General features: G+C 70.7%; 20 protein-coding genes. 10 read left to right on the top strand and 10 right to left on the bottom strand.

Annotated features, from left to right (window positions below; genetic code table 11):
* Positions 1 to 235 precede the first annotated feature (235 nt).
* Positions 236 to 943, bottom strand: coding sequence for an NAD(P)H-binding protein (locus GA0115234_RS00100; RefSeq protein WP_093538762.1), 708 nt, complete (start codon positions 941 to 943; stop codon positions 236 to 238).
* 252 nt (positions 944 to 1195) lie between these two features.
* Here GA0115234_RS00100 and GA0115234_RS00095 point away from each other — a divergent pair, with 252 nt between their 5' ends.
* Positions 1196 to 1903: an alpha/beta hydrolase gene (locus GA0115234_RS00095; protein ID WP_237540949.1), complete on the top strand. Its 708-nt coding sequence runs from the start codon at positions 1196 to 1198 to the stop codon at positions 1901 to 1903.
* Positions 1904 to 1994: 91 nt separating this feature from the next.
* Here the strand turns inward: GA0115234_RS00095 and GA0115234_RS00090 are convergent, their stop codons facing one another.
* Positions 1995 to 3029, bottom strand: a complete 1035-nt coding sequence (locus tag GA0115234_RS00090; protein ID WP_093538761.1) for a hypothetical protein — start codon at positions 3027 to 3029, stop codon at positions 1995 to 1997.
* A gap of 75 nt (positions 3030 to 3104) precedes the next feature.
* Here GA0115234_RS00090 and GA0115234_RS00085 point away from each other — a divergent pair, with 75 nt between their 5' ends.
* Positions 3105 to 3719, top strand: a complete 615-nt coding sequence (locus GA0115234_RS00085; protein WP_093538760.1) for a TetR/AcrR family transcriptional regulator — start codon at positions 3105 to 3107, stop codon at positions 3717 to 3719.
* 132 nt (positions 3720 to 3851) lie between these two features.
* Here GA0115234_RS00085 and GA0115234_RS00080 read toward each other — a convergent pair whose 3' ends face one another.
* Positions 3852 to 4304 carry a winged helix-turn-helix transcriptional regulator gene (locus GA0115234_RS00080; protein WP_093538846.1) on the bottom strand — a complete coding sequence of 151 codons (453 nt, stop codon included), beginning with the start codon at positions 4302 to 4304 and terminating at the stop codon, positions 3852 to 3854.
* Positions 4305 to 4405: 101 nt separating this feature from the next.
* Between GA0115234_RS00080 and GA0115234_RS00075 the strand changes: the two genes are divergently transcribed.
* The 4 genes from GA0115234_RS00075 (at position 4406) to GA0115234_RS00060 (ending at position 7438) form a co-directional block, all read left to right on the top strand.
* On the top strand, positions 4406 to 5644 hold the full coding sequence (locus GA0115234_RS00075) for an MFS transporter (protein ID WP_093538759.1): 1239 nt from the start codon (positions 4406 to 4408) through the stop codon (positions 5642 to 5644).
* An 80-nt stretch (positions 5645 to 5724) separates the two neighbouring features.
* A complete protein-coding gene (locus tag GA0115234_RS00070) occupies positions 5725 to 6477 on the top strand; it encodes a class I SAM-dependent methyltransferase (protein WP_237540948.1) in 753 nt (250 codons plus the stop codon).
* A 65-nt stretch (positions 6478 to 6542) separates the two neighbouring features.
* Positions 6543 to 6935, top strand: coding sequence for a helix-turn-helix domain-containing protein (locus GA0115234_RS00065; RefSeq protein ID WP_176729024.1), 393 nt, complete (start codon positions 6543 to 6545; stop codon positions 6933 to 6935).
* Between the two features lie 92 nt (positions 6936 to 7027).
* Positions 7028 to 7438: a VOC family protein gene (locus tag GA0115234_RS00060; protein ID WP_093538756.1), complete on the top strand. Its 411-nt coding sequence runs from the start codon at positions 7028 to 7030 to the stop codon at positions 7436 to 7438.
* A gap of 85 nt (positions 7439 to 7523) precedes the next feature.
* Here the strand turns inward: GA0115234_RS00060 and GA0115234_RS00055 are convergent, their stop codons facing one another.
* Positions 7524 to 7985 carry a VOC family protein gene (locus GA0115234_RS00055; protein ID WP_093538755.1) on the bottom strand — a complete coding sequence of 154 codons (462 nt, stop codon included), beginning with the start codon at positions 7983 to 7985 and terminating at the stop codon, positions 7524 to 7526.
* Positions 7982 to 8569, bottom strand: coding sequence for a DinB family protein (locus GA0115234_RS00050; RefSeq protein ID WP_093538754.1), 588 nt, complete (start codon positions 8567 to 8569; stop codon positions 7982 to 7984). Before GA0115234_RS00050 ends, GA0115234_RS00055 begins: the two co-directional genes overlap by 4 nt.
* Positions 8570 to 8631: 62 nt before the next feature.
* Between GA0115234_RS00050 and GA0115234_RS00045 the strand changes: the two genes are divergently transcribed.
* A complete protein-coding gene (locus GA0115234_RS00045; protein ID WP_093538753.1) occupies positions 8632 to 9642 on the top strand; it encodes a helix-turn-helix transcriptional regulator in 1011 nt (336 codons plus the stop codon).
* 22 nt (positions 9643 to 9664) lie between these two features.
* Here the strand turns inward: GA0115234_RS00045 and GA0115234_RS00040 are convergent, their stop codons facing one another.
* The 3 genes from GA0115234_RS00040 to GA0115234_RS00030 all read right to left on the bottom strand — a co-directional run bounded on the left by GA0115234_RS00040 (position 9665) and on the right by GA0115234_RS00030 (position 14830).
* Positions 9665 to 10414, bottom strand: coding sequence for a dienelactone hydrolase family protein (locus GA0115234_RS00040; protein WP_093538752.1), 750 nt, complete (start codon positions 10412 to 10414; stop codon positions 9665 to 9667).
* Positions 10415 to 10583: 169 nt separating this feature from the next.
* Complete coding sequence (locus GA0115234_RS00035) at positions 10584 to 13529, bottom strand: FAD-binding and (Fe-S)-binding domain-containing protein (protein ID WP_093538751.1); 2946 nt, start codon at positions 13527 to 13529, stop codon at positions 10584 to 10586.
* Positions 13530 to 13663: 134 nt separating this feature from the next.
* Positions 13664 to 14830 carry a pyridoxal-phosphate-dependent aminotransferase family protein gene (locus GA0115234_RS00030; protein WP_093538750.1) on the bottom strand — a complete coding sequence of 389 codons (1167 nt, stop codon included), beginning with the start codon at positions 14828 to 14830 and terminating at the stop codon, positions 13664 to 13666.
* 97 nt (positions 14831 to 14927) lie between these two features.
* Here GA0115234_RS00030 and GA0115234_RS00025 point away from each other — a divergent pair, with 97 nt between their 5' ends.
* Together GA0115234_RS00025 and GA0115234_RS00020 are read left to right on the top strand one after the other, a co-directional pair.
* Entirely contained in the window at positions 14928 to 15680 is a 753-nt protein-coding gene (locus GA0115234_RS00025; RefSeq protein WP_093538749.1) for an IclR family transcriptional regulator, read from the top strand.
* A gap of 244 nt (positions 15681 to 15924) precedes the next feature.
* Positions 15925 to 17346, top strand: coding sequence for an SLC13 family permease (locus tag GA0115234_RS00020; RefSeq protein WP_093538845.1), 1422 nt, complete (start codon positions 15925 to 15927; stop codon positions 17344 to 17346).
* Positions 17347 to 17417: 71 nt separating this feature from the next.
* On the opposite strand, the gene GA0115234_RS00015 is transcribed toward GA0115234_RS00020, so the two are convergent.
* Positions 17418 to 17918, bottom strand: a complete 501-nt coding sequence (locus tag GA0115234_RS00015; RefSeq protein WP_093538748.1) for a GNAT family N-acetyltransferase — start codon at positions 17916 to 17918, stop codon at positions 17418 to 17420.
* 99 nt (positions 17919 to 18017) lie between these two features.
* On the opposite strand from GA0115234_RS00015, the gene GA0115234_RS00010 reads away from it, so the two are divergent.
* Positions 18018 to 18887, top strand: coding sequence for a DUF3626 domain-containing protein (locus GA0115234_RS00010; RefSeq protein ID WP_093538747.1), 870 nt, complete (start codon positions 18018 to 18020; stop codon positions 18885 to 18887).
* Between the two features lie 15 nt (positions 18888 to 18902).
* Here the strand turns inward: GA0115234_RS00010 and GA0115234_RS00005 are convergent, their stop codons facing one another.
* Positions 18903 to 19178: a hypothetical protein gene (locus tag GA0115234_RS00005; protein WP_093538746.1), complete on the bottom strand. Its 276-nt coding sequence runs from the start codon at positions 19176 to 19178 to the stop codon at positions 18903 to 18905.
* Positions 19179 to 19411 lie beyond the last annotated feature (233 nt).

The raw sequence follows: 19411 nt of genomic DNA, 5'->3' as shown, positions 1-19411 counted from the left end.
CCAACCTATCCACGACAGGACTCGTCCTTCCGCTCCGGCAGCCGCGCCACGCCGCCGAGCATCGACGAACCGGCCCGGGACAGCTTGCCCGCACCGGCATCCTGCGGGTAAGCGGTCGTGCCAAGTCCGGCGCGACCGGCATCGACCGGAAGGCGAACGGGCCGCATGGGCACGCAAACTGCCACCGAGCTCACCTGCCCGATCTGCCGTTCGGGTCGATCGGCACAGCCCGCGGTCAGGCGCGGCGCCCCCTCGCACCCATGGTCCGGTGGGCAGGCGGCGGGCCGCAGACGACGCGGCTGACAGCATCGGCGATGGGTGTGGAACCGGAGATGAGCTCAAGAACGCGAGGGCTTGTCGCGGGAGCGGTGATCAGGGCGGCCAGGACAGCCGCGACGTCCGCACGGTCGATCTCTCCGGGACCGGCGTGTTCGGCGAGCTCGACCAGGCCGTTGCCTGGGCCGTCGCGGAACCAGGAGGGCCGCACCACGGTGCAGTCCAGGGCGGCGCGAGACAGCAGGTTCTCGTCGGCCCGGCCTCTGGCCCGCAGGAAGGTCTCGACAAGCGGGTCGGCGGGGTAGTGCTTGGCGGGATCGGCTCCCATGGCGGAGAGCATCACGAAGCGTCGGACGCCCGCGAGTTCGGCCGCGTCCGCGAAGGCGAGGACGGCGTCGTGGTCGACGGGGTTGGCCTTCCCCGGGGCGTCACCGAGCCCCACCCCGGCGGCGAACAGCACCGACCGTGCGTCGGTGAGGTGCTCCGCGAGCTGTTCGACCGTGGCCGTGGCCAGGTCCAGGAGCAGGGGCCGGGCCCCGGCGGCCCGGACCGCGGCGACTTGCTCCGGCCGTCGGATGATCCCGGTGACCGACCGGCTCCGGTCGGTCAGCAGCTGGGAGACCAGTAGGGCGATCCTGCCGTGGCCACCCGCGATGACAACGGACATGGCACTCACCGTAGCCCTGCGCATGCGCGCTGTCCCGGAAGGCGGCGCTGCGGCTTCCCCCGCCCAGTCGGCCGAGGGCAACCCGTCGTCATGCCCGTACCACGAACGGAGGACACCGCCGAGCGGCAGGTTGGTTCCCCGCGCCACCGCCCGCGAACAGACCCGGAACCGTACTGCGGAGCGAAGGCGGTACGTGTTCGCCGTCAGCCGACTCGGTCGCGAGCGCCGGTGGTGCGGGGACAGGATGCCCGTATGGAGCCGATGCAACCGATCTTCGTCCTCGTACACAGCCCTTCGGTGGGTCCCGCCACCTGGCGCCCGGTGGCGGAACATCTGAGCGCCGCCGGACACCAGGTGCGCGTGCCGTCCTTGCTGGACGTGGGTGATGGTGAACCGCCGTTCTGGCCCCGGGCCGCCGATGCCGTCCGCGACGGCCTCGCGGACATCCCGACGGAACAACCGCTCGTCCTGGTGGCACACAGCAACGCGGGACTTTTCCTCCCGTCTGTCCGCGCGGGGCTCGACCACCCGGTGACCGGCTCGGTGTTCGTCGATGCCGCGCTGCCGGCCCGCAGTGGTCCGACGCCCGTCGCCCCGCCCGAACTCCTCGATCTCCTCCGCCCTCTGGCGGTGCACGGCAGGCTGCCGCGCTGGACCGACTGGTGGGACGAGGCCGACATCGCGCCCATGTTCTCCGATCCGGTGATGCGGCAGCAGGTCATCGCCGAGCAGCCCAGGCTGCCGCTGTCCTACTACGAACAACGGATCCCCGTCCCGGACGGCTGGGACGACCACCCCTGCTCCTACCTGCTGTTCGGCCCTCCCTACGACGCCATGGCCGCCGATGCGCGCGAACGCGGATGGCGGACCGCCCATCTGCCCGGCGAGCATCTGCACCAGATCGTCGACCCCGTCGGCACCACCCGGCAGATCCTCGAACTCACCTCCGGTGGAGCCTGACGGCCACGACGTCCTACGGCCGCACGGCAGGCAGGCAGGCAGGTCGGCTGGCCGGGCAGGGGCCGCCCGGAACGCGGTCAGCCGGGCCCCGTCACCTCGTACGGGCCCGGCCGAACTCCGCCATGACGTGGAAGGCGGCCTTGGGCTCCCAGCCCAGTTCCGCGTACGGCCCTTCGGCCGCGCCGGGCGGCAGGACCCGGACCACGCCGAAGCTGGCGGCGTCGAAGTCGTGCTCCGGATCGTGGCGGGCCGTGGTCGGCAGGTCCCGGCGGGAGAAGGTGTAGACGAACGCGGCGTCGACGCCGGCCGCGTCGTAGATGTCGAGCATCTCCCGGACGTAGGAGGCCTGTTCCTGCTCGTCGCGCACCGTCCCGGCGGCCAGCCCCACCGGCCGCGCGTCCTCGCCCCACTCGACGACCGAATCCCCGCGCCCGCCCAGATCGGCGGCGCCGCGGAAGGACCCGCAGCCGAACTCGGTGACGCCGAACGGCTTGCCCCGCGCCACCTGCGCGCGCAGCGCCTCCGGGAACGTGTCGGCGTTGGTCGCGTCGCGATAGCCGGCATCGGTGGCGACGATGTCGAACGGGGTCCAGTCCACGCCCTCGAAGGCGACCGACGCATAGCCGACCGGGCCGCCGAAGCGGGCGCGGACCTCGGTGACGATCCGGGCGAGGAACGTGTTGAACTCGGCGTGCAGCCGGGGCAGCAGGGCGCGGAACGCGGCCGGGTCGGCCAGGTTCGCCGACCGCTCCTGGAACGTTTCGCCCGGCAGGAACCCCTCGGTGAACAGGGTGACCTCGGAACCGGTGAGGAACACGACCCGCGCGCCGTCACGGCGCAGGCGCTCGGCGCGTTCGGCCGCGTCGATGAGGAACGCCAGAAGTCCGTCCTGGGTCAGGCCGTTGGTGAACGGGCAGTACCAGACCTCCAGCCCCGCGTCGGCGGCGGCGCGCGCCGCGATCTCCATACGGTCGGCGTGGCCGCCGGTGATGCGGACCGCGTCGCAGCGCAGGTCCTCACGGATCACCCGCATCTCACGCTGGACAATGTCGGAGAGGAACGGTTCGTGGGTCGTGGTCCCGCCGGAGGTGAAACCGGTGTCGTAGTTGATACCGAAGGCGCGCATCGCTGCTCCGATTCTGCCGGTCCGTGATCGAGTTTAGGGTACGGAGCGTACCTTATGAGTGAGGGGAGGGCCACGATGGCACCCGACCAGCAGCGCGGCGGCGCGACCCGGCGCCGGGGCGCGGCGTTGGAGGACGCGATCCTGCGGGCGGCGGCCGAGGAGCTGCGGACCGCCGGGTACGCGAGCATGACGATGGACCGTGTCGCCCAGCGCGCCGGCACCAACAAGAACGCGATCTACCGGCGCTGGCCGGCCCGCGCGGCGCTGGGCGTCGCCGCCTACTGCCACCTGGCCGACGCGGAGTTGCGGGTTCCGGACACGGGGACGCTGCGCGGCGACGCGCTGGCACTGCTGCGCGCGGCGAACGCGACCTGGTCGTCACCGCAGGGGGCCGTACTGCGTGACCTGCTCGCGGCGGCGGCCGACGACCCCGGCCTGCTCACGCTGCTCCGGGAGCAGGCCGGCGGCAGCAGTACGGACGCGGCCTGGCTGACGCTGATCGGGCGCGCCGTGGCCCGGGGCGAGGCGGCGGCCGGTGCGGCGCATCCGCGTGTGGCGTCGGTGCCGATGGCGCTGCTGCGCGGCGAATACGCCGTGCGCGGTCTTCCCGAGGTGCCCGACGAGGTGCTGACGGAGATCGTGGACGAGGTCTTCCTGCCCCTGGTGCGCGGCCGCGCGATCGACGTCTGAGTGGCGCCGGACACCTCGGGCGTAGGGGTATCGGGCGCAGGGCATCGGGCGTCAGGCGCCGGCTCCGCGCCACCGACTTCCATCGGCGGGACGGCGGGATGACAGGCCGTTCCGCCGGACCCCGGCCTCAGGTCACTCGGCGGAGACCTTGTGGACGGTGGTGTCGTCGGGGTCTAGCAACCGTCCGTCCGCGGACCGGACCTCCAGTGCGCGAAGGCGCTCTCCCCGTCGGCGGTCGACCAACTGCGAGTGCGGTTCGCCGGGGGCGAAGAAATTCGCTTCGCCCCACTGCCGCAGCGCCACGATGACGGGGAAGAGTTCCCTGCCTTTCGCGGTCAGTACGTACTCGCGGTAGGCGCTGCCGTCCGAGGCGGGAACGGATTCGAGGACATCGCCGGCGACCAGGCTGCGCAGCCGCGCGGTGAGGATGTTCTTCGCCACGCCGAGACTGCGCTGGAACTCCCCGAAGCGGCGGCTGCCGTCGAAGGCGTCCCGCACGATCAGCAGGGACCACCAGTCACCGATCGCGTCCACCGACCGCGCGACGGGGCAGTCGCTGTCGTCGAAGCGCGTCCTTGTCACCATGTCGTCCTCCACCTCCCTCTCAAGCTGGTTGCAACATGCTACCAGCAGGGGCTACCGTGCCGTGCTGGTAGCAAGATGAAACCAGATGTGAGGGGTGCTGAATGACCGGCAACTGTGAGACCGCGACACCACGGGTCGCGGCCCGGAGCGGCGGCGACTCCGCGTTCGTCCTGTCCCGAGGCGTCGTCATGCTGTTCGCCGTCGCCTGCGGAACCGCGGTGGCCAACGTCTACTTCGCCCAGCCGCTCCTGGCGACCGTGGGCCACGACCTCGCCATGAGCCCGGCACTCGTCGGCAGCGTCGTCACCTTCACGCACATCGGATACGGACTGGGGCTCTTCTTCCTCGTACCACTGGGCGACATGGTCGACCGCAGACGGCTCATCGTGGTCCAGCTGCTGCTCCTGGTGGTGGCGCTCGCCGCGGTCGCCGTCGCCCACGACGCGGCGTTCCTGCTCGTGGGCATGGCCGTGATGGGGCTGCTCGCGGTCGTCACACAGACGCTGGTGGCCTTCGCGGCAGCGCTCGCCCCGCCCACCGAGCGCGGACGCGTCGTCGGCCTGGTGACCAGCGGCGTGGTCATCGGAATCCTGCTCGCCCGCACCGCGTCCGGCCTCATGGCCGACCTCGCGGGCTGGCGCTCCGTCTACCTCACCTCGGCGGCGCTCACCGCTCTGCTCGCCCTGGTCCTGCACCGAGTGCTTCCGCGCCACGGCGAGGCCCCGCCCGCCGACCTGCGCTACGGACAGCTCCTCCGCTCCACGATCACCCTGTTCGCACGGGAACGACTGCTCCGGCTCCGGGCGCTGCTCGGCCTGCTGATCTTCGCCGCCTTCAGCACCCTGTGGAGCAGCATCGCGCTGCCGCTCAGCGAGGCACCGTACTCCCTGTCCCACACCGCGATCGGGGCATTGGGGCTGGTCGGAGCCGCAGGTGCGCTGGCCGCGACGGTGGCGGGCCGCCTGAACGACCGCGGGCTCTCCCAGTGGACCACCGGTATCGCCCTGGCACTGCTCGCCGCTTCGTGGCTGCCCCTTGCCTTCACCCGCAGTTCGCTCTGGGCCCTGGTCGCGGGGGTGATCCTCCTGGACCTGGCCGTGCAGGCGGTCCATGTCACCAACCAGACCCTGATCCATGCGCGGCGCCCGGACGCGGGCAGCCGGCTGATCGGCGGGTACATGGTCTTCTACTCGATCGGCAGCGCCACCGGGGCCCTCGCCGCGACCTCCCTCTACGCGGCCTTCGGCTGGGGCGCCGTGTGCGTGCTGGGCGCCGCGATCAGCTGCCTCGCGCTGGCGCTCTGGGCACTGACACAGCCACGTCACGCCCGGGATCTGTAGGCCGGGCCGGATCAACTGACCGGACCGGCGCCGCGGATCGTGCCAGGATGCTCGGCATGTCTGATCGTGCGTTTCGTGCCTTGAGTTTCGGAGCGATGGCGGAGGCGTACGAGCGGTTCCGGCCGGGGTATCCCCCGGAGCTCTTCGACCTGGTGGCGGCGTACGCCGGCCGGCCGGTCCGGACGGCTCTGGAGATCGGCGCCGGGACGGGCAAGGCAACCCGCCTGTTCGCTCGACGGGGCGTCGTGGTCACCGCGACCGAGCCCGACGGGGCCATGCTCGCCGAGCTGCGCAAGCACGTACCGGACAACGTCAGGACGGTGCGGGCCGCGTTCGAGGACCTGTGGCCGGGCGAGCGGTACGGGCTGGTCTACGCGGCGGCGGCGCTGCACTGGACGGACCCGGAGGACCGGTGGTCACGCATGGCCGCGCTGCTGGAGCCGGGCGGCGTGTTCGCCTCGATGGGCGGGCCGATCCAGCCGGCCGACCCGGCAGCGCGGGAAGCGGTGCGCGCGGCTCGGGCACCGTTCCTGGAGAGCGACGACGTGCCGTCCCCGGACGGGACGCCTCCGGGGCACGACATGCAGTGGCCGGGTACGGAGCTCCGGCGGTCCGAGTGGTTCACCGACGTACAACAGTCCGCGATCCAACGGCGCCTGACGATGAGTGCCTCCGACTACCTCGGCCATCTCTCGACCGTCTCGGCCTATCTCGTCCTGCCGCCCGGGGAGCGGGAGAAGGTCTTCGGGCAGATCGGACGGGTGCTGCCCGGGACGGTCGAGATCGCCGCCGACATCACCGTCCATCTCGCACGTCGGCGCCACGAGCGGTAGTACCTCAACGACCGGTCACCGGACCGGACATGTCGGCGGCGGCGGGCCCGTGATGGGATGGTGGCGTGAGCCGAGCCGCCGAAGAGACCAACCGCCGTATGCTCCGCGCCAGGGACGCGATGGACCGCGACTACGCGCAGTCGTTGGACGTCCCGTCCCTGGCCCGGATCGCGTATGTGTCGGAGGCACACTTCACGCGCACCTTCCGGGCCGTCTTCGGTGAGACACCGCACCGCTACCTGCAGCGCCGCCGTGTGGAGCGGGCGATGTTCCTGCTGCGGGAGACCGACCGCAGCGTGACGGACATCTGCTACGAGGTCGGCTTCGGCAGTCCGGGCACCTTCAGCCGCACCTTCCACGACATCGTCGGCCGGTCACCACGCACCTACCGCAAGGAAGCGGTGGCCGCGGGCGTACCGACGTGCTTCACGATGGCGTGGACGCGACCGAGCTCCTGACCGCCCACCGTGCCCGTATGCCCTGCGCGTCGCCCGTGGGTCGAGCAGTTTTGGATAAGTTCTCGTCCGCGCCGCTCGGTAGCGTGAGGGACATGTTCAACGCCATCACACAGTCACAGATATACGTCCTCGACCAGGACGCGGCCCTCGACTTCTACGTCGGCAAGCTCGGCCTGGAAGTGAGCGCGGACGTGGACCTGGGCTTCATGCGCTGGCTGACCGTCAGCGTCCCCGGTCACCCCGAGCGGCAGATCCTGCTGGAGAAGCCGGGCGCTCCCGCGATGTCGGAGGAGACGGCGGAGCAGGTACGCGAGCTGGTGACCAAGGGAGCGATGGGCGGCTGGCTCATCTTCACCACGGACGACTGCCGCAAGACCTACGAGACGCTGCTGGCACAGGGCGTGGAGTTCACCGAGGAACCCACCGAGCGTCCGTACGGGATCGACTGCGGCCTGCGCGACCCGTTCGGCAACCGCATCCGCTTCACCCAGCCGAAGGCCTGAGACCACCCGGCACACCCACCACACCACGACAGGCCCGGCCCCTCACCTCCCCGTGCATCAGGGGGAGGTGAGGGGCCGGTCCGCGTCAGTCCAGGCAGAACTCGTTGCCCTCGGGGTCGGTCAGCACGATGAATCCGGCCCTCAGCGGGGGAGTGGGCTCGTCGCGGCGCACCCGCTTCGCTCCCAGCGCGACCAGCCGGTCGCACTCGGCCTCCAGCGCCGCCATCCGCTCCTCGCCGTGCAGCCCGGGAGCCGCACGGACATCGAGGTGGACGCGGTTCTTGGCGGCCTTGCCCTCCGGCACCTGCTGGAAGAAGACGCGTGGGCCCTGTCCGTCCGGGTCCTCGATGGCCGATTTCGAGTTGCGCTGCCCCTCCGGTACGCCGATCCGGACGAGGAAGTCGTCCCACGCCGCCAGCGGATCGGCGCCCTCGGGCAGGTCGACGCCGGGCGGGCCGGGGTGGACGTAACCCAGTGCGTCACGCCAGAAGGACGACAGCGCACGCGGGTCATGGGCGTCGAAGGTGATCTGGATGTGCCGGCTCATCGGGCAGCTCCGTTCGTAGCGGGGTTGGTGTGGTGGTAGAGGTCGCGCAGCAGGCAGACCTCGGACAGGTGATGGATCAGCTCGCGGTGGATGTGCAGCACCAGATCGGCCATGGGCGCCTCGGGGAAGGGCTCCTTCTCGCCGACCGGGACCCGGAGCCCGGCGTCGCCCAGGCCGCGCACCCCGGCCAGCCAGAGATCGAGCTGGGTCCCGAGCTGATCGAGCGCGGTGGCCGCGCTGCCGGCGTACTCCCAGTTCTCGTACGACGCGGCCGGTGCGCCGAAGTGCGCCGCGTTGCGCGCGGCGAGCACACCGACGATGACGTGACCGAGTCGCCAGGCGATCGTCGTGAAGGCCGGAGGGACCGGCTGCGGGAAGGCGAAGTCGATCGTGAAGTCCCCGGTACCGGCCTGCACGGGCGCCGCCGAGCTGCCGCGCGGCCGCACGCTCCAGGCGTCCGGCACCGGCGACCAGAAGTACTCGTCATCGGTGAGGTCTTCGAGCCGGGCTCGGAGCTGGTGGTTCCAGTGGAACTCCCACTGCTCGCGCAGGGTTCGGTTCCAGTCGGGTTCGTCTGCGTCCATGGAGCCACCCTGACACCCCAGGCGGACAGAATCGGTCCGCTATCTCTGGCAGGGTGGGCGGCATGGATGTGGGGAGCGGTGCCGAGCGGGGCACGACGGAGCGGGTGCTCACCCTGCTCGGGCTGTTGCAGCAGCGTCAGAGCTGGACCGGGCCGGAGCTCGCCGCCCGGCTCGGGGTCACCTCGCGCACGGTGCGCCGCGATGTCGAGCGGCTGCGCACGCTCGGCTATCCGGTGCACGCCGGCCAGGGCGTCGGCGGCGGCTACCGGCTCGGGCCGGGACAGGAGTTGCCGCCACTGCTCCTCGACGACGAAGAGGCGATCGCCACCGCGGTCTCGCTGCTCGTCGGTGCGGGGGGCACGGGCGGCGGTGCGGTCGCCGGAGCCGGTGACGCCGCACTGCGGGCGCTGACCAAGCTCGACCAGGTGCTGCCCACCCGGCTGAGGTACGAGGTGCGCGCGCTCTCCGGCTCGGTGGAGTCCTTCGGCGGAGGCCGCACGCCGGTCGACCCCGAGGTGCTCATGACGCTGGCTCGGGCCTGCCGCGACGAGGTCGAGGCCGGTTTCGACTACCCGTCGGGGAACGAGGTGCGACGGCGCCGGGTCGAGCCCTACCGTCTGGTCGCCTCGGACCGGCGCTGGTACCTCCTCGCCTACGACCTCGACCGCGACGACTGGCGAAGCTTCCGCGTCGACCGGATGACCGAGGTGTCCGCACGGACCTGGCGCTTCTGCCCACGCGAGGCACCCGACGCGGCGACATACGTACAGGAGGGGGTGGCGAGCCGGGTCTACCCGCACCGGGCGCGCTTCCTCGTGCACGCGCCGGCCGACACGGTGCGCGCGCAGATACCGGCATCGGCGGCCGTCGTACGAGAGCGCGGCGGCGAACACTGCGAGGTGCTCAGTGGCGCCGCCGGTCTCGACTTCCTGATCATGCACGTGCTCCTGCTGGGGCACGATTTCGAGGTACTCGACCCTCCGGAGCTCGGGCGGCGCTGCCGCGCGCTGGCGCGGAGACTGCTGTCGGCCGGTGCGTCGATCCCACCGCTGCCGGACGAGCCGGAGTCATGAGCCGCGACCCCGCTCCGGGGCCTCAGCCGTTGGTGAGGGTGCGGTCGAGGAGGGGGAGCAGCCGGTCCCAGTGGCGTTGCAGCGCCGCGGGGTCGTAGGCGTCGGTGTCGGCCATGGTGTAGCCGTGGACGGTGCCGGGGTAGACCTCGGTGGTGTGGCCGACGCCCGTGGCGTCCAGGGCCCGGTCGAGCTCGCCGATGGTCTCGGGCGTCATGTCGTTCTCGGCGGGGCCGAGATAGACCTCGGCGGTGAGCCCGGAGAGATGACGGTGCGGGCTGTCGGGTGCGTCGGTGACCAGACGGCCGGGGTGGAATCCGGCGACGGCGGCCACCCGGCCGGGATGGGCCGCCGCGGTGCGCATCGCCAGGACGGCGCCCATGCAGTAGCCGATCGCGGCGATCGGTCCGGGGCCGACCTCGGGCTGGGCGGTGAGGAACTCGACGTAGGCGTCGGCGTCGCGCAGGGCGCGTTCGGTGGTGTGCGCCTCGATCAAGGGCATCAGCTGGGCGAAGAGCGCGGGCCGGGCTTCCTCCCCGATGTGCTCGGGGAGGGCGACGACGGGGGCCGGACCGTGCCGGTAGAAGACGTTGGGGACGAGTACGTAGTACCCGTGCCCGGCCAGTTCGCGGGCCATCTCCTCCAGTACGGGCCGCAGGCCGAAGGCGTCCATGTACAGCAGCACCCCCGGGTGCCGCGCGCCGTCGTCGGGGAAGGCGGCGAACGCGTCGGCCCGGCCGTCCGCCGTGGGAATCTGCACTGTCTCGATGGGCAAGATGGTCCTTCCTCGGGTTGATGCCGGTGCACAGCCGCCACCAGGGAACGAGGCCCACGCTACACACCACCAACTCCACCACGCGGCAACGCAATACCCCGTTCAGGTCCGACGCGGCCCGGCCGATGCGTGCCCCCGCACGACGATCCCGCGCCGACCGGACCGGCGCTCAGACGATCAGCGCCTCCCGGACCAGCTGCACGGGATGCCAGGCATCGCGCCGGGTGCCGTGGAAGATCTGCTGTCGGCAGGACACACCGGTGGCGACGATCACCGTTTCCGCGGGCTCCGCCTCGACCGCGGGGAACAGCCGGTCGCCGCCGACCGTCATGGAGACGTCGTAGTGCTCCGACTCGAAACCGAACGAGCCGGCCATTCCGCAGCAGCCCGCGTCCAGCTCGACCACCTCCACGCCGGGGATGCGGTTCAGCAGCGCGAGGGTGGCGGCGGTGCCGACCTCGGCCTTCTGATGGCAGTGGCCGTGGTAGAGCAGCCGCCGTCCGGCGGGCCAGGCGGCGTCGCCGAGACGTATGCGGCCGTCGTCGATGGCCTCCACCAACAGCTCCTCGACCTGACGTACGCGCCCCGAGATGTCCTTGACCGCCGTGTCCGTGGGCAGCAGGGCCCGGTGTTCGTCGCGCAGGGTCATCAGACAGGAGGGTTCGCAGCCGACGATCGGGGAGCCCGCGGGGGTGGTCTCCGCGAGGAGATGGGCGAGCTTGAACGCCTTCTCGTTGGCGTCGTCGACGAGCCCCTTGGAGAAACTGGAGCGTCCGCAGCAGCCGCGGCTCTCCAGCCGTACGTCCCAGCCCGCCTGTTCGAGGAGTTCGACGGCCGCACGGCCGATGCTCGGCTCCGTGTACGTGGTGAAGGAGTCGGCGAGATAGGTGACGGTTCCCTGGGCGGCAGCCGGCCGAAGTTCCTTCGGCCGTCGGTCGAACCAGCGTACGAGATTGCGTCGTTGGAAGCGTGGCAGGGGCCGAGCCGCGGCGATGCCCAGCCGGCGGTCCATCAGGCGGCGCAGCGGGCCGATACGGCCGGGCAGGTTGGACAGGGGTGCGGTGGCCGAGCCGAGCCGGTTGAGGAGACGGATCGAACCGAAGATCCGTGACCGCAGGGGTGTCCCGTGCTCGTCGTGGTGATGGGAGAGCGCCTCCGCCTTGAGGGTGGCCATGTCGACGCCCAGCGGGCATTCGCTCTTGCACGCCTTGCACATCAGGCACAGATCGAGGACCTCGTGCAGTCGCCCGTCGCCGAGCGCCTTCCGTGGATCGGGCTCCGACAACGCCTTGACCAGGGCATTCGCCCGGCCCCTGGTGGAGTCCTGCTCATTGCGGGTCGCCATGTAGGAGGGGCACATGGCACCGCTGCCGCTCTTACGGCACAGTCCGATGTTCATGCAGCGGTCGGCGGCACCGCGCATGCCTCCCACGACGTCGAAGTCCAGCCGGGTACGCAATTCGGGGGCGGGCGGCAGCGCCGGGTCCCGGAGGTTGTCGGTCATGGCGGGCGCGTCCACGATCTTGCCCGGGTTGAGCAGGTCGTGGGGGTCGAAGAGGCCCTTGACGGAGCGCATCGCCTCGTAGAGGGCGTCTCCGAAGATCTCCCGGTTGAACTCGCTGCGCGCCAGACCGTCGCCGTGTTCGCTGGAGTTGACGCCTCCGTACTCGGTGACGAGGTCCTTGACGCGTTCGGCGACCGTCCTCATGGTGGTGATCTGCTGCGGGTCGGCGAGGTCCACGAAGGGCCGGATGTGCAAGCAGCCCACGGAGCAGTGGCCGTAGAACCCGGCGGTGAGGCCGTGCTCGTCCAGGATGTCCTTGAAACGGCGGGTGTACTCGGCGAGATGGGCGGGGTCGACCGCGGTGTCCTCGACGAACGCGAGTGGTCTTCTGGTGCCCTCGCCTGCCGCCATCAGCAGTCCCAGGCTGGACTTGCGGACCTTCAGCAGGGACGCCTGCTGCTCGGGGGTGACAGCCCGCAGGGTGTGGTAGCCGTGGCCGTGGCGATTCCACAGGCTGGTCAACTGCCCCAGGCGCTCCAGGAGTTCGGTCTCGTCGTCGCCGGTGAAGCTGACGAAGAGGAGTGCTTCGGGGTCCCCCTGGAGGAGGGTGCCGAGCGAGGCGTACTCGATCTTCCGGCGGGAGAGGTCGAGGATCTTCCGGTCCATGAGTTCCACGGCGGCCGGATGACAGGCCAGGGCGGATTCGGTGGCTTCGATGGCGGCGACGACCGAGGCGAAGTGGCCCACGGCGATGACGGTCCGGCCCGGCTTGGGCACCAGATCGACCAGGGCCCGGGTGGCGATGGCCAGGGTTCCCTCGGAGCCGACGACGAACTTCGCCAGGTCGAAGGGGGTGTCCTCTCGGGCCAGCCGGTCCAGTCGATAGCCGCAGGCACGGCGCCAGAAGTCCGGGAACCCCTCGGCGATGGCATCGGCGTTGGCCCGTACGAGCAGCGGGAGATCCCGGTGGAGGCGGCCTTCCAGCGTGGGCAGGCCGGCGCGCCGTCCGCGTTCGGTCTCGTCGACGGGCTCCAGGCGGGCCGTGCTTCCGTCGGAGAGGACGACATCGAGGGCGCGGACATGGTCGATGGTCATGCCGTACCGCAGGGAGCCGCTGCCGGCGGAGTTGTTGCCGATCATCCCGCCGATGGTCGCGCGGTTGCTGGTGGAGGTGTCCGGGCCGAACATCAGGCCGTGCGGAGCCGCGGCCCGGTTGAGCTGGTCCTGTACGACGCCGGGCTCGACCAGAGCCGTACGCCCTTCGGGATCGAGGTCGACGATGCGGTTCATATGGCGGGAGAAGTCGAGGACCAGGCCGGGGCCGACGGTCTGTCCGGCGAGGCTGGTTCCGGCACCGCGCGGCAGTACCGGCACGCCGTGGTCGATCGCCGCCGCCACGGCGGCCTGCACATCACCCGCGTGCCGGGGGAAGAGGACCGCGCGCGGGGTGATGGCGTACATGCTGGCGTCACGCGAGAACAGGTGCCGGGTGTAGTCGTCGAAGGCGACCTCGCCGTCGAGGTCACGGCTCAGCCGTTGCCGGAGGTCACGGTCGTCGGGGGATCCGGCGGCCGACGGAGTGTTCCGGGTCTCGCCGTGGGGCGGTGTCATGGATGCGACTCCAGGGTGCCAAGTGGGTACGAGGGAGGAGTTCGGTGTGTCGGGGCCGGTCATGAGGGTGCGCGGTGCTGGTTGTGAGGTGCGTGGGGCTGGCACAGCGTCGGTGATGACGTGCGCAGCGCCGGTCACGAGGCGCGCAGTACGTCCAGTGCCGCGCCCAGTCCCGCCGGGTCGACCGGCACTTCGGCGATCTCCAGGCCCATCTGGACCCCCGCGAGGGTTCCGGCAAGGGTCAGATCGTTGAAGTGGCCCAGATGACCGATACGGAAGATCCGGCCGGTGAGTCTGCCGAGGCCCGCGCCGAGTGACATGTCGTACTGGTCGAGGATGACCCTCCGGACCTTGTCCGCGTCATGGCCGTCGGGCATCAGCACGGCGGTGAGGGATCCGGAGTGTTCGCGCTCGTCGGCGCAGAGCACCTCAAGTCCCCACCCCCGTACGGCGGCCCGGGTCGCCGCCGCGTGCCGGGCGTGCCGGGCATGGACCTGGGGCAGTCCCTCGGCCGCGAGCATGTCCAGCGCCTCGGCGAGTCCGTAGAGGAGGTTGGTGGCCGGGGTGTAGGGGAAGGCCCCGCTCCTGTTGGCCTCGATGACCGGTGCCCAGTCCCAGAACGACTTTGCCAGCCGTGCGGTCCTGGAGGCTTCGAGCGCCTTGTCGCTGACGGCGTTGAAGCTGAGGCCGGGTGGGAGCATCAGCCCCTTCTGCGATCCGGCGACGGTGACGTCGACGCCCCACTCGTCGTGCCGGTAGTCGATGGAGCCGAGCGAGGAGATGGTGTCGACGAGCAGCAGGGCCGGGTGGTCCGTGTCGTCGAGTACCTGACGGATCTCGGCGATGCGGCTGGTGACGCCGGTCGAGGTCTCGTTGTGGACGACGCAGACCGCCTTGATCGAGTGCGTGGTGTCGGCGTCGAGGCGCAGGGCGAGTTCGGCGGGGTCGGCCCCATGGCGCCAGTCCCCGGGTACGAAGTCCACGTCCAGGCCGAGGGCGCGGGCCATGTCCTGCCAGAGCGTCGCGAAGTGCCCGGTCTCGAAGGACAGGACGCGGTCGCCGGGGCTGAGCGTGTTGACGAGGGCGGCCTCCCAGGCCCCGGTGCCGGATGCCGGATAGATCACGACCGGCCCGGCGGTGCCGAACACCGGCTTGATCTCCGCGAGCAGCCGGGTGGTGAGGGCGGCGAACTCGGGGCCGCGATGGTCGATGGTGGGTGCCGCCATGGCACGCAACACCTGGTCGGGGACGTTGGTGGGGCCGGGGATCTGGAGGAAATGGCGGCCGGTGCGTGACGTCATGGGACGGGCTCCTCCGAAGACTTGTGCCGTGACACGGCACGCTGTACCGTAAGCTGGCACGCTGGAGCATAGGTTCGCCCGCCGAGGGAGTCAACGGATGCAGAACGTCCTCAACGCGCTGCGCGCCCTGGAAGAGGTCGCCGCGCGGCAGCCGATCGGTGTCGCCGATCTGGCGCGCGCCATGGAACTGCCCAAGAGTTCGGTCCAGCGCGCCCTGGTCACGCTGCATACGGCGGGCTGGATCCGGCAGGCTGCCGGGACGCCCACGCGATGGATGGTGACCGCGAAGGCGCTGCATGTCGGCCGGAGCGCGACCGGTGAACTGAGCCTGCGGGACATCGCGGTGCCGGTGATGGAAGAGCTGCGCAGGCAGACCGACGAGACCGTGCATCTGGCGGTGCCGGAGGGCGGCAGGATCGTGCTGATCGAGCGCCTGGAGACCAGCCAGCCGGTGCGGATCATCCTGCCGCTCGGGCAGAATCTGCCGGCCCACGCATCGGCGAACGGCAAGGCGATCCTGGCGGCGAGCACCACCGAGACCGTGGAGAACTACGTGGCCGAGGGCCTCTCCCGGTTCACCGGCACCTCGATCACCGATCCCGGGGACCTGCGCGCCGAACTGGCGGAGATCCGTGCGCGCGGGTACGCCACCAACTCCGGCGAGTGGCGCGACGACGTGTCGGCGGTGGCCGCCGCGGTCATCGGCGAGGCCGGGACTCCGGTGGCGAGCATCAGCGTCAATGTGCCGACCAGTCGGATGACCGACGCGTCACGGGCGGCCTTCGGGGCGGCCGTGTGCGAAGCGGCGCAGCGGGTCGGGAAGCTCCTCGGGAGCGCATCCGGAGGCTGACACCCCGTCACCCCGGGGTGAAAGTTCTGCCGCGCCCCCTTGACGCACCCGCTTTTACGAGGCTTCCATACTCCTCATTGCGGAATCATCATTCCGAATGACGGAATTCCATGGCGCCGGGGCGCTCCCGACGCCATGCCGGGCTACGGCACACCCTCTTCTCCCACCGCCCTGCTCAGGGAGGGTCGCGCCTGCATGCCCGCACGCCCGCACCATGGCCATCGACCGAAGGCGGGGAAGCCTCGTGTCAGATCACGTCATATCCCTCATCGCATTGGCGCTGGTTTTCACTGTCGCCACGTTTACCTCGGTGCATATGGGGGCGCTGGCCATCGTCGCCGCTTTCGTCGTCGGCACCTTTTTCGTCCATGAGAGCGCGGACGAGATATTCGGCGGATTCCCCGGCGATCTGTTCGTCGTCCTCGTCGGGGTCACGTTCCTGTTCGCCATCGCCAAGAACAACGGCACGGTCGACTGGCTCGTACACGCCTCAACACGGGCCGTACGAGGGCACATTGCCCTGATCCCCTGGGTGATGTTCCTGATCACAGCGGTCCTTACGGCGGTGGGCGCGGTCGTGCCCGCTGCCGTGGCGATCATCGCGCCGATCGGTATGGGGTTCGCTGTCCGCTATCGGATCAATCCGGTGCTCCTCGGGCTCTTCATCATCAACGGAGCCAGCGCGGGTGGTTTTTCCCCGATCAGTATCTTCGGCAGCATCACCAATGGTGTGGTCTCCCGGAACGATTTGCCGGGTAACCCGATGCTGCTGTTCGCCAGCTCCTTCGTCTTCAACGCCCTGCTCAGTGCGGTGGTGTTCTTCCTGTTCGGCGGAAGAGAACTGATAGGGCGTCGGGCCCAGGACAGCGGGGAACCCGTGCCCGGGAACGCGGGCGACGTCCCGGAAGCCCGTCCGAAGGGCGGCGACACCGGGGGCGCCGGGGCACCGGCGGGGGGTGCGGTGGCCCTCCAGACCTCGACCACCATGACACCCACGTCGACCACTCCGACACCCACGTCGACCGGCACCGCGGAACTCTCCGATCCCTCCGGTCCCTCGGCCCTGCGCCTCAACCGGGTCCGGGCCCTCACCCTGACCGGCCTGCTCGGTCTGGTCCTCGGGGCGCTGTTCACCGATCTGAACGTGGGATTGCTCGCGCTGACCGTGGCGGTCGTGCTGTCACTGCTCTCCCCCGAATCCGCGAAGGGAGCCGTGGACCGCTGCGCCTGGTCGACCGTCCTGCTCGTCTGCGGGGTCGTCACCTTCGTCGGCACGATGGAACGCATCGGGACCATCGACTGGCTCGGCCACAGCGTCGCCGACGTCGGCGCCCCGCTCCTCGGAGCGCTGCTGATCTGTTGCATCGGCGCGGTGGTCTCCGCCTTCGCGTCGACCACGGGCATCCTCGGGGCGCTCATCCCGCTGGCCGTGCCGTTCCTCCTGGGCGGCGAGGTGGGTGCGGTCGGGATGGTGATCGCCCTGGCCATCTCGTCGTCGGTGGTCGACTCATCGCCCATCTCCACCAGCGGCGCCCTGGTCACCGCCAACGCCCCGGAGGACCAACGGGACGCGGTCTTCCGGAAGTTGATGACCTGGGGGCTCAGTATGGCCGCGATGGCGCCGCCGGTGACCTGGGTGATCTTCGTGGTGCCCGGCCGGCTCTGAGCCGGTCCCACTCTCCGAGCGGCTCCGCGAGGCGCCCTGCCCTGGACAAGGACCGTGGTCGCCCGCGCCTCCTACGGCAGGGTGCGGGTGAGCCATACCAGCTCGCCACGATCGTCCGTCGACACGTGGTCGCGGGTGAACCCGATCTTGTCGAGGACGCGGAACGACGGTGCGTTCCAGGGGCGCACCGTCGACCAGAGCCGCTTCCGTCCGGTCTCGATCGCGGCGTCGAGCACCGCGGAGGCCGCCTCGGTCGCGTAGCCCTGTCCGTGCACCCGCCGGAACAACTCGTACGCGATCTCGGGCTCGTCGGCGGAGGCCCGGCCGACGGTCAGCCCGCAGTATCCGATGAAGTCGCCCACGTCCCGGCGGACGACGGCCAGCAGGGCAATGCCCGTCCGTGCCGCAGCGGCGCGCTCATCCTCGATCATCCGCCGGTTGTGCTCGATCGACGGCATGCCGTCGCCCCGTTCGGCGACGAGCTCGCGGTGGGCGTCCACATCGGAATCGGTCCACGGACGCAACGTCAGCCGAGGGGTTGTGAGGTGGAGCGGCATCGGTGGATAGGCCATGGCGGCACTCTACTTGCCCGCGGGGATCGGCTTGTGGCGCGGGCCGGTCGCGACGGAATGCGGGTGCGCCGGCGGATCGGCCCGGGAGACACTGCGCGGATGAGCTCCGAAGCCCCGGCCCACGGGACACCGCAGGAACGGGCCCTTCGTCATGTCGCGGAACTGGCGTCGGGCCCACCGCTGGATCCCTCGCTGCGCGTGACCCTCAACTTCCACCCCGACCGGCTGCTCCACGGCAAGCCGATCCTGGACGCTCTGGCAGAGGACGGCCGGTACCTCTCGCAGTTCGTCACGGGCATCGGCAACGGTGGGCTGACCGCGCATCCCGGCGGAGACCGCTGGCGCTGGGAGAGCCGGATCTTCGACGGGGCGTATGACGAGGCGCCTGCTCATGAGCGGCCCGTCTACGGGGCGTTGAACTTCCGCCGAAAGCCGGTCGGCGGGGCGCCGCGGTTCGGCTCCGCCCACTTCCGGCTGACGGCCCGGACCGCGGCGCGGACCACGTTCTGCTACCCGGACAGTTTCTTCGAACCCTCGGATTTCGGTGTCGCCGCCCGCATGGGGCTCATCGCGTCCGCCCTGGCCGACACCCAGGACGATCTCGACGACTACATCGAGGCCCAGGTGCACGGGCCGGTCCGGCTGGACCATCACGTGGAGGCACTGGTCCTGAACCCCTGCTACCGGGGCACCGCTGCCGAAACCGCGGCCGCGCGTCTCGGCTGCCCCGTGGAGTGGCACCCCGGCTTCCGTCTCGGGGTCGAGGAACTGCGCCGTCACCCCGACTACCGGGGCCAGGAGTACGTCGACCTGGGCACGGAGATCGCCGTGGGCGGCGTCCTCGACCCCCGTACGGTCGGAGACGCGGTACGTGCCGGCCGCCACGACCCCCAGGCGGTCAAGAAGGTGTGGCACTGCCTGGCGCGTTTCGGGGCGCCCGAGAGGGCTGACGCATCGGTGCGCGGCTAGACCGTCTCTTCCGGATCACGCTCGGACGGCGTCGTCCTCCGCCCGTACCCAGGCCAACTGCGCGTCGCTCAGTGGCGGATCGAATCCTTCCGGGAACAGCAGCATGCGAGGCTGCGGCCACATGTTCTCCGGTCCGTGCTCCTGACGGTCCAAGGCGACGAGGTGCGACCCTTCCCCGCAGGACCCGTGCCGGTAGGGGCGGTCATGCGCCCGGCAGAAATACTCGAACACCGAGCAGTGGTCATCGTCACCCGGTTCGTAGAAGCCGGGGTCGCTGACGATCACGGTCACCGGCTCCTGCCGGTTGAGCCGAGGGATGGGCCGGGGATCACACCACAGCAGTCGAGGAGGGAGCACGTACCCATCCTGCACCGAGGCCGGGCCATTCGGATCGACGAGTTGTTGGTCCGGTCATGCCGCAGCCGACGCCATGCCCCGGATCCACGGACCGCATGGGCGGCCATACCACCGGCCCCCGCGGCGGTCCGCCGACCGGGACCGTCGTCACTTGGTGAGGACGAGAG

The sequence above is a fragment of the Streptomyces sp. DvalAA-43 genome (assembly GCF_900091725.1).
Taxonomy (GTDB): domain Bacteria; phylum Actinomycetota; class Actinomycetes; order Streptomycetales; family Streptomycetaceae; genus Streptomyces; species Streptomyces pulveraceus.
Note: the sequence above shows the minus strand (reverse complement) of the source record. Positions and strands in the feature narration are given on the sequence as shown.

Bases quoted from the DNA above. Each gene is read 5' to 3' on its own strand.
- GA0115234_RS00100 (WP_093538762.1), bottom strand. From the start codon at position 943: ATGTCCGTTGTCATCGCGGGTGGCCACGGCAGGATCGCCCTACTGGTC.
- GA0115234_RS00095 (WP_237540949.1), top strand. From the start codon at position 1,196: ATGGAGCCGATGCAACCGATCTTCGTCCTCGTACACAGCCCTTCGGTG.
- GA0115234_RS00090 (WP_093538761.1), bottom strand. From the start codon at position 3,029: ATGCGCGCCTTCGGTATCAACTACGACACCGGTTTCACCTCCGGCGGG.
- GA0115234_RS00085 (WP_093538760.1), top strand. From the start codon at position 3,105: ATGGCACCCGACCAGCAGCGCGGCGGCGCGACCCGGCGCCGGGGCGCG.
- GA0115234_RS00080 (WP_093538846.1), bottom strand. From the start codon at position 4,304: ATGGTGACAAGGACGCGCTTCGACGACAGCGACTGCCCCGTCGCGCGG.
- GA0115234_RS00075 (WP_093538759.1), top strand. From the start codon at position 4,406: ATGACCGGCAACTGTGAGACCGCGACACCACGGGTCGCGGCCCGGAGC.
- GA0115234_RS00060 (WP_093538756.1), top strand. From the start codon at position 7,028: ATGTTCAACGCCATCACACAGTCACAGATATACGTCCTCGACCAGGAC.
- GA0115234_RS00055 (WP_093538755.1), bottom strand. From the start codon at position 7,985: ATGAGCCGGCACATCCAGATCACCTTCGACGCCCATGACCCGCGTGCG.
- GA0115234_RS00050 (WP_093538754.1), bottom strand. From the start codon at position 8,569: ATGGACGCAGACGAACCCGACTGGAACCGAACCCTGCGCGAGCAGTGG.
- GA0115234_RS00045 (WP_093538753.1), top strand. From the start codon at position 8,632: ATGGATGTGGGGAGCGGTGCCGAGCGGGGCACGACGGAGCGGGTGCTC.
- GA0115234_RS00035 (WP_093538751.1), bottom strand. From the start codon at position 13,529: ATGACACCGCCCCACGGCGAGACCCGGAACACTCCGTCGGCCGCCGGA.
- GA0115234_RS00030 (WP_093538750.1), bottom strand. From the start codon at position 14,830: ATGACGTCACGCACCGGCCGCCATTTCCTCCAGATCCCCGGCCCCACC.
- GA0115234_RS00025 (WP_093538749.1), top strand. From the start codon at position 14,928: ATGCAGAACGTCCTCAACGCGCTGCGCGCCCTGGAAGAGGTCGCCGCG.
- GA0115234_RS00015 (WP_093538748.1), bottom strand. From the start codon at position 17,918: ATGGCCTATCCACCGATGCCGCTCCACCTCACAACCCCTCGGCTGACG.
- GA0115234_RS00010 (WP_093538747.1), top strand. From the start codon at position 18,018: ATGAGCTCCGAAGCCCCGGCCCACGGGACACCGCAGGAACGGGCCCTT.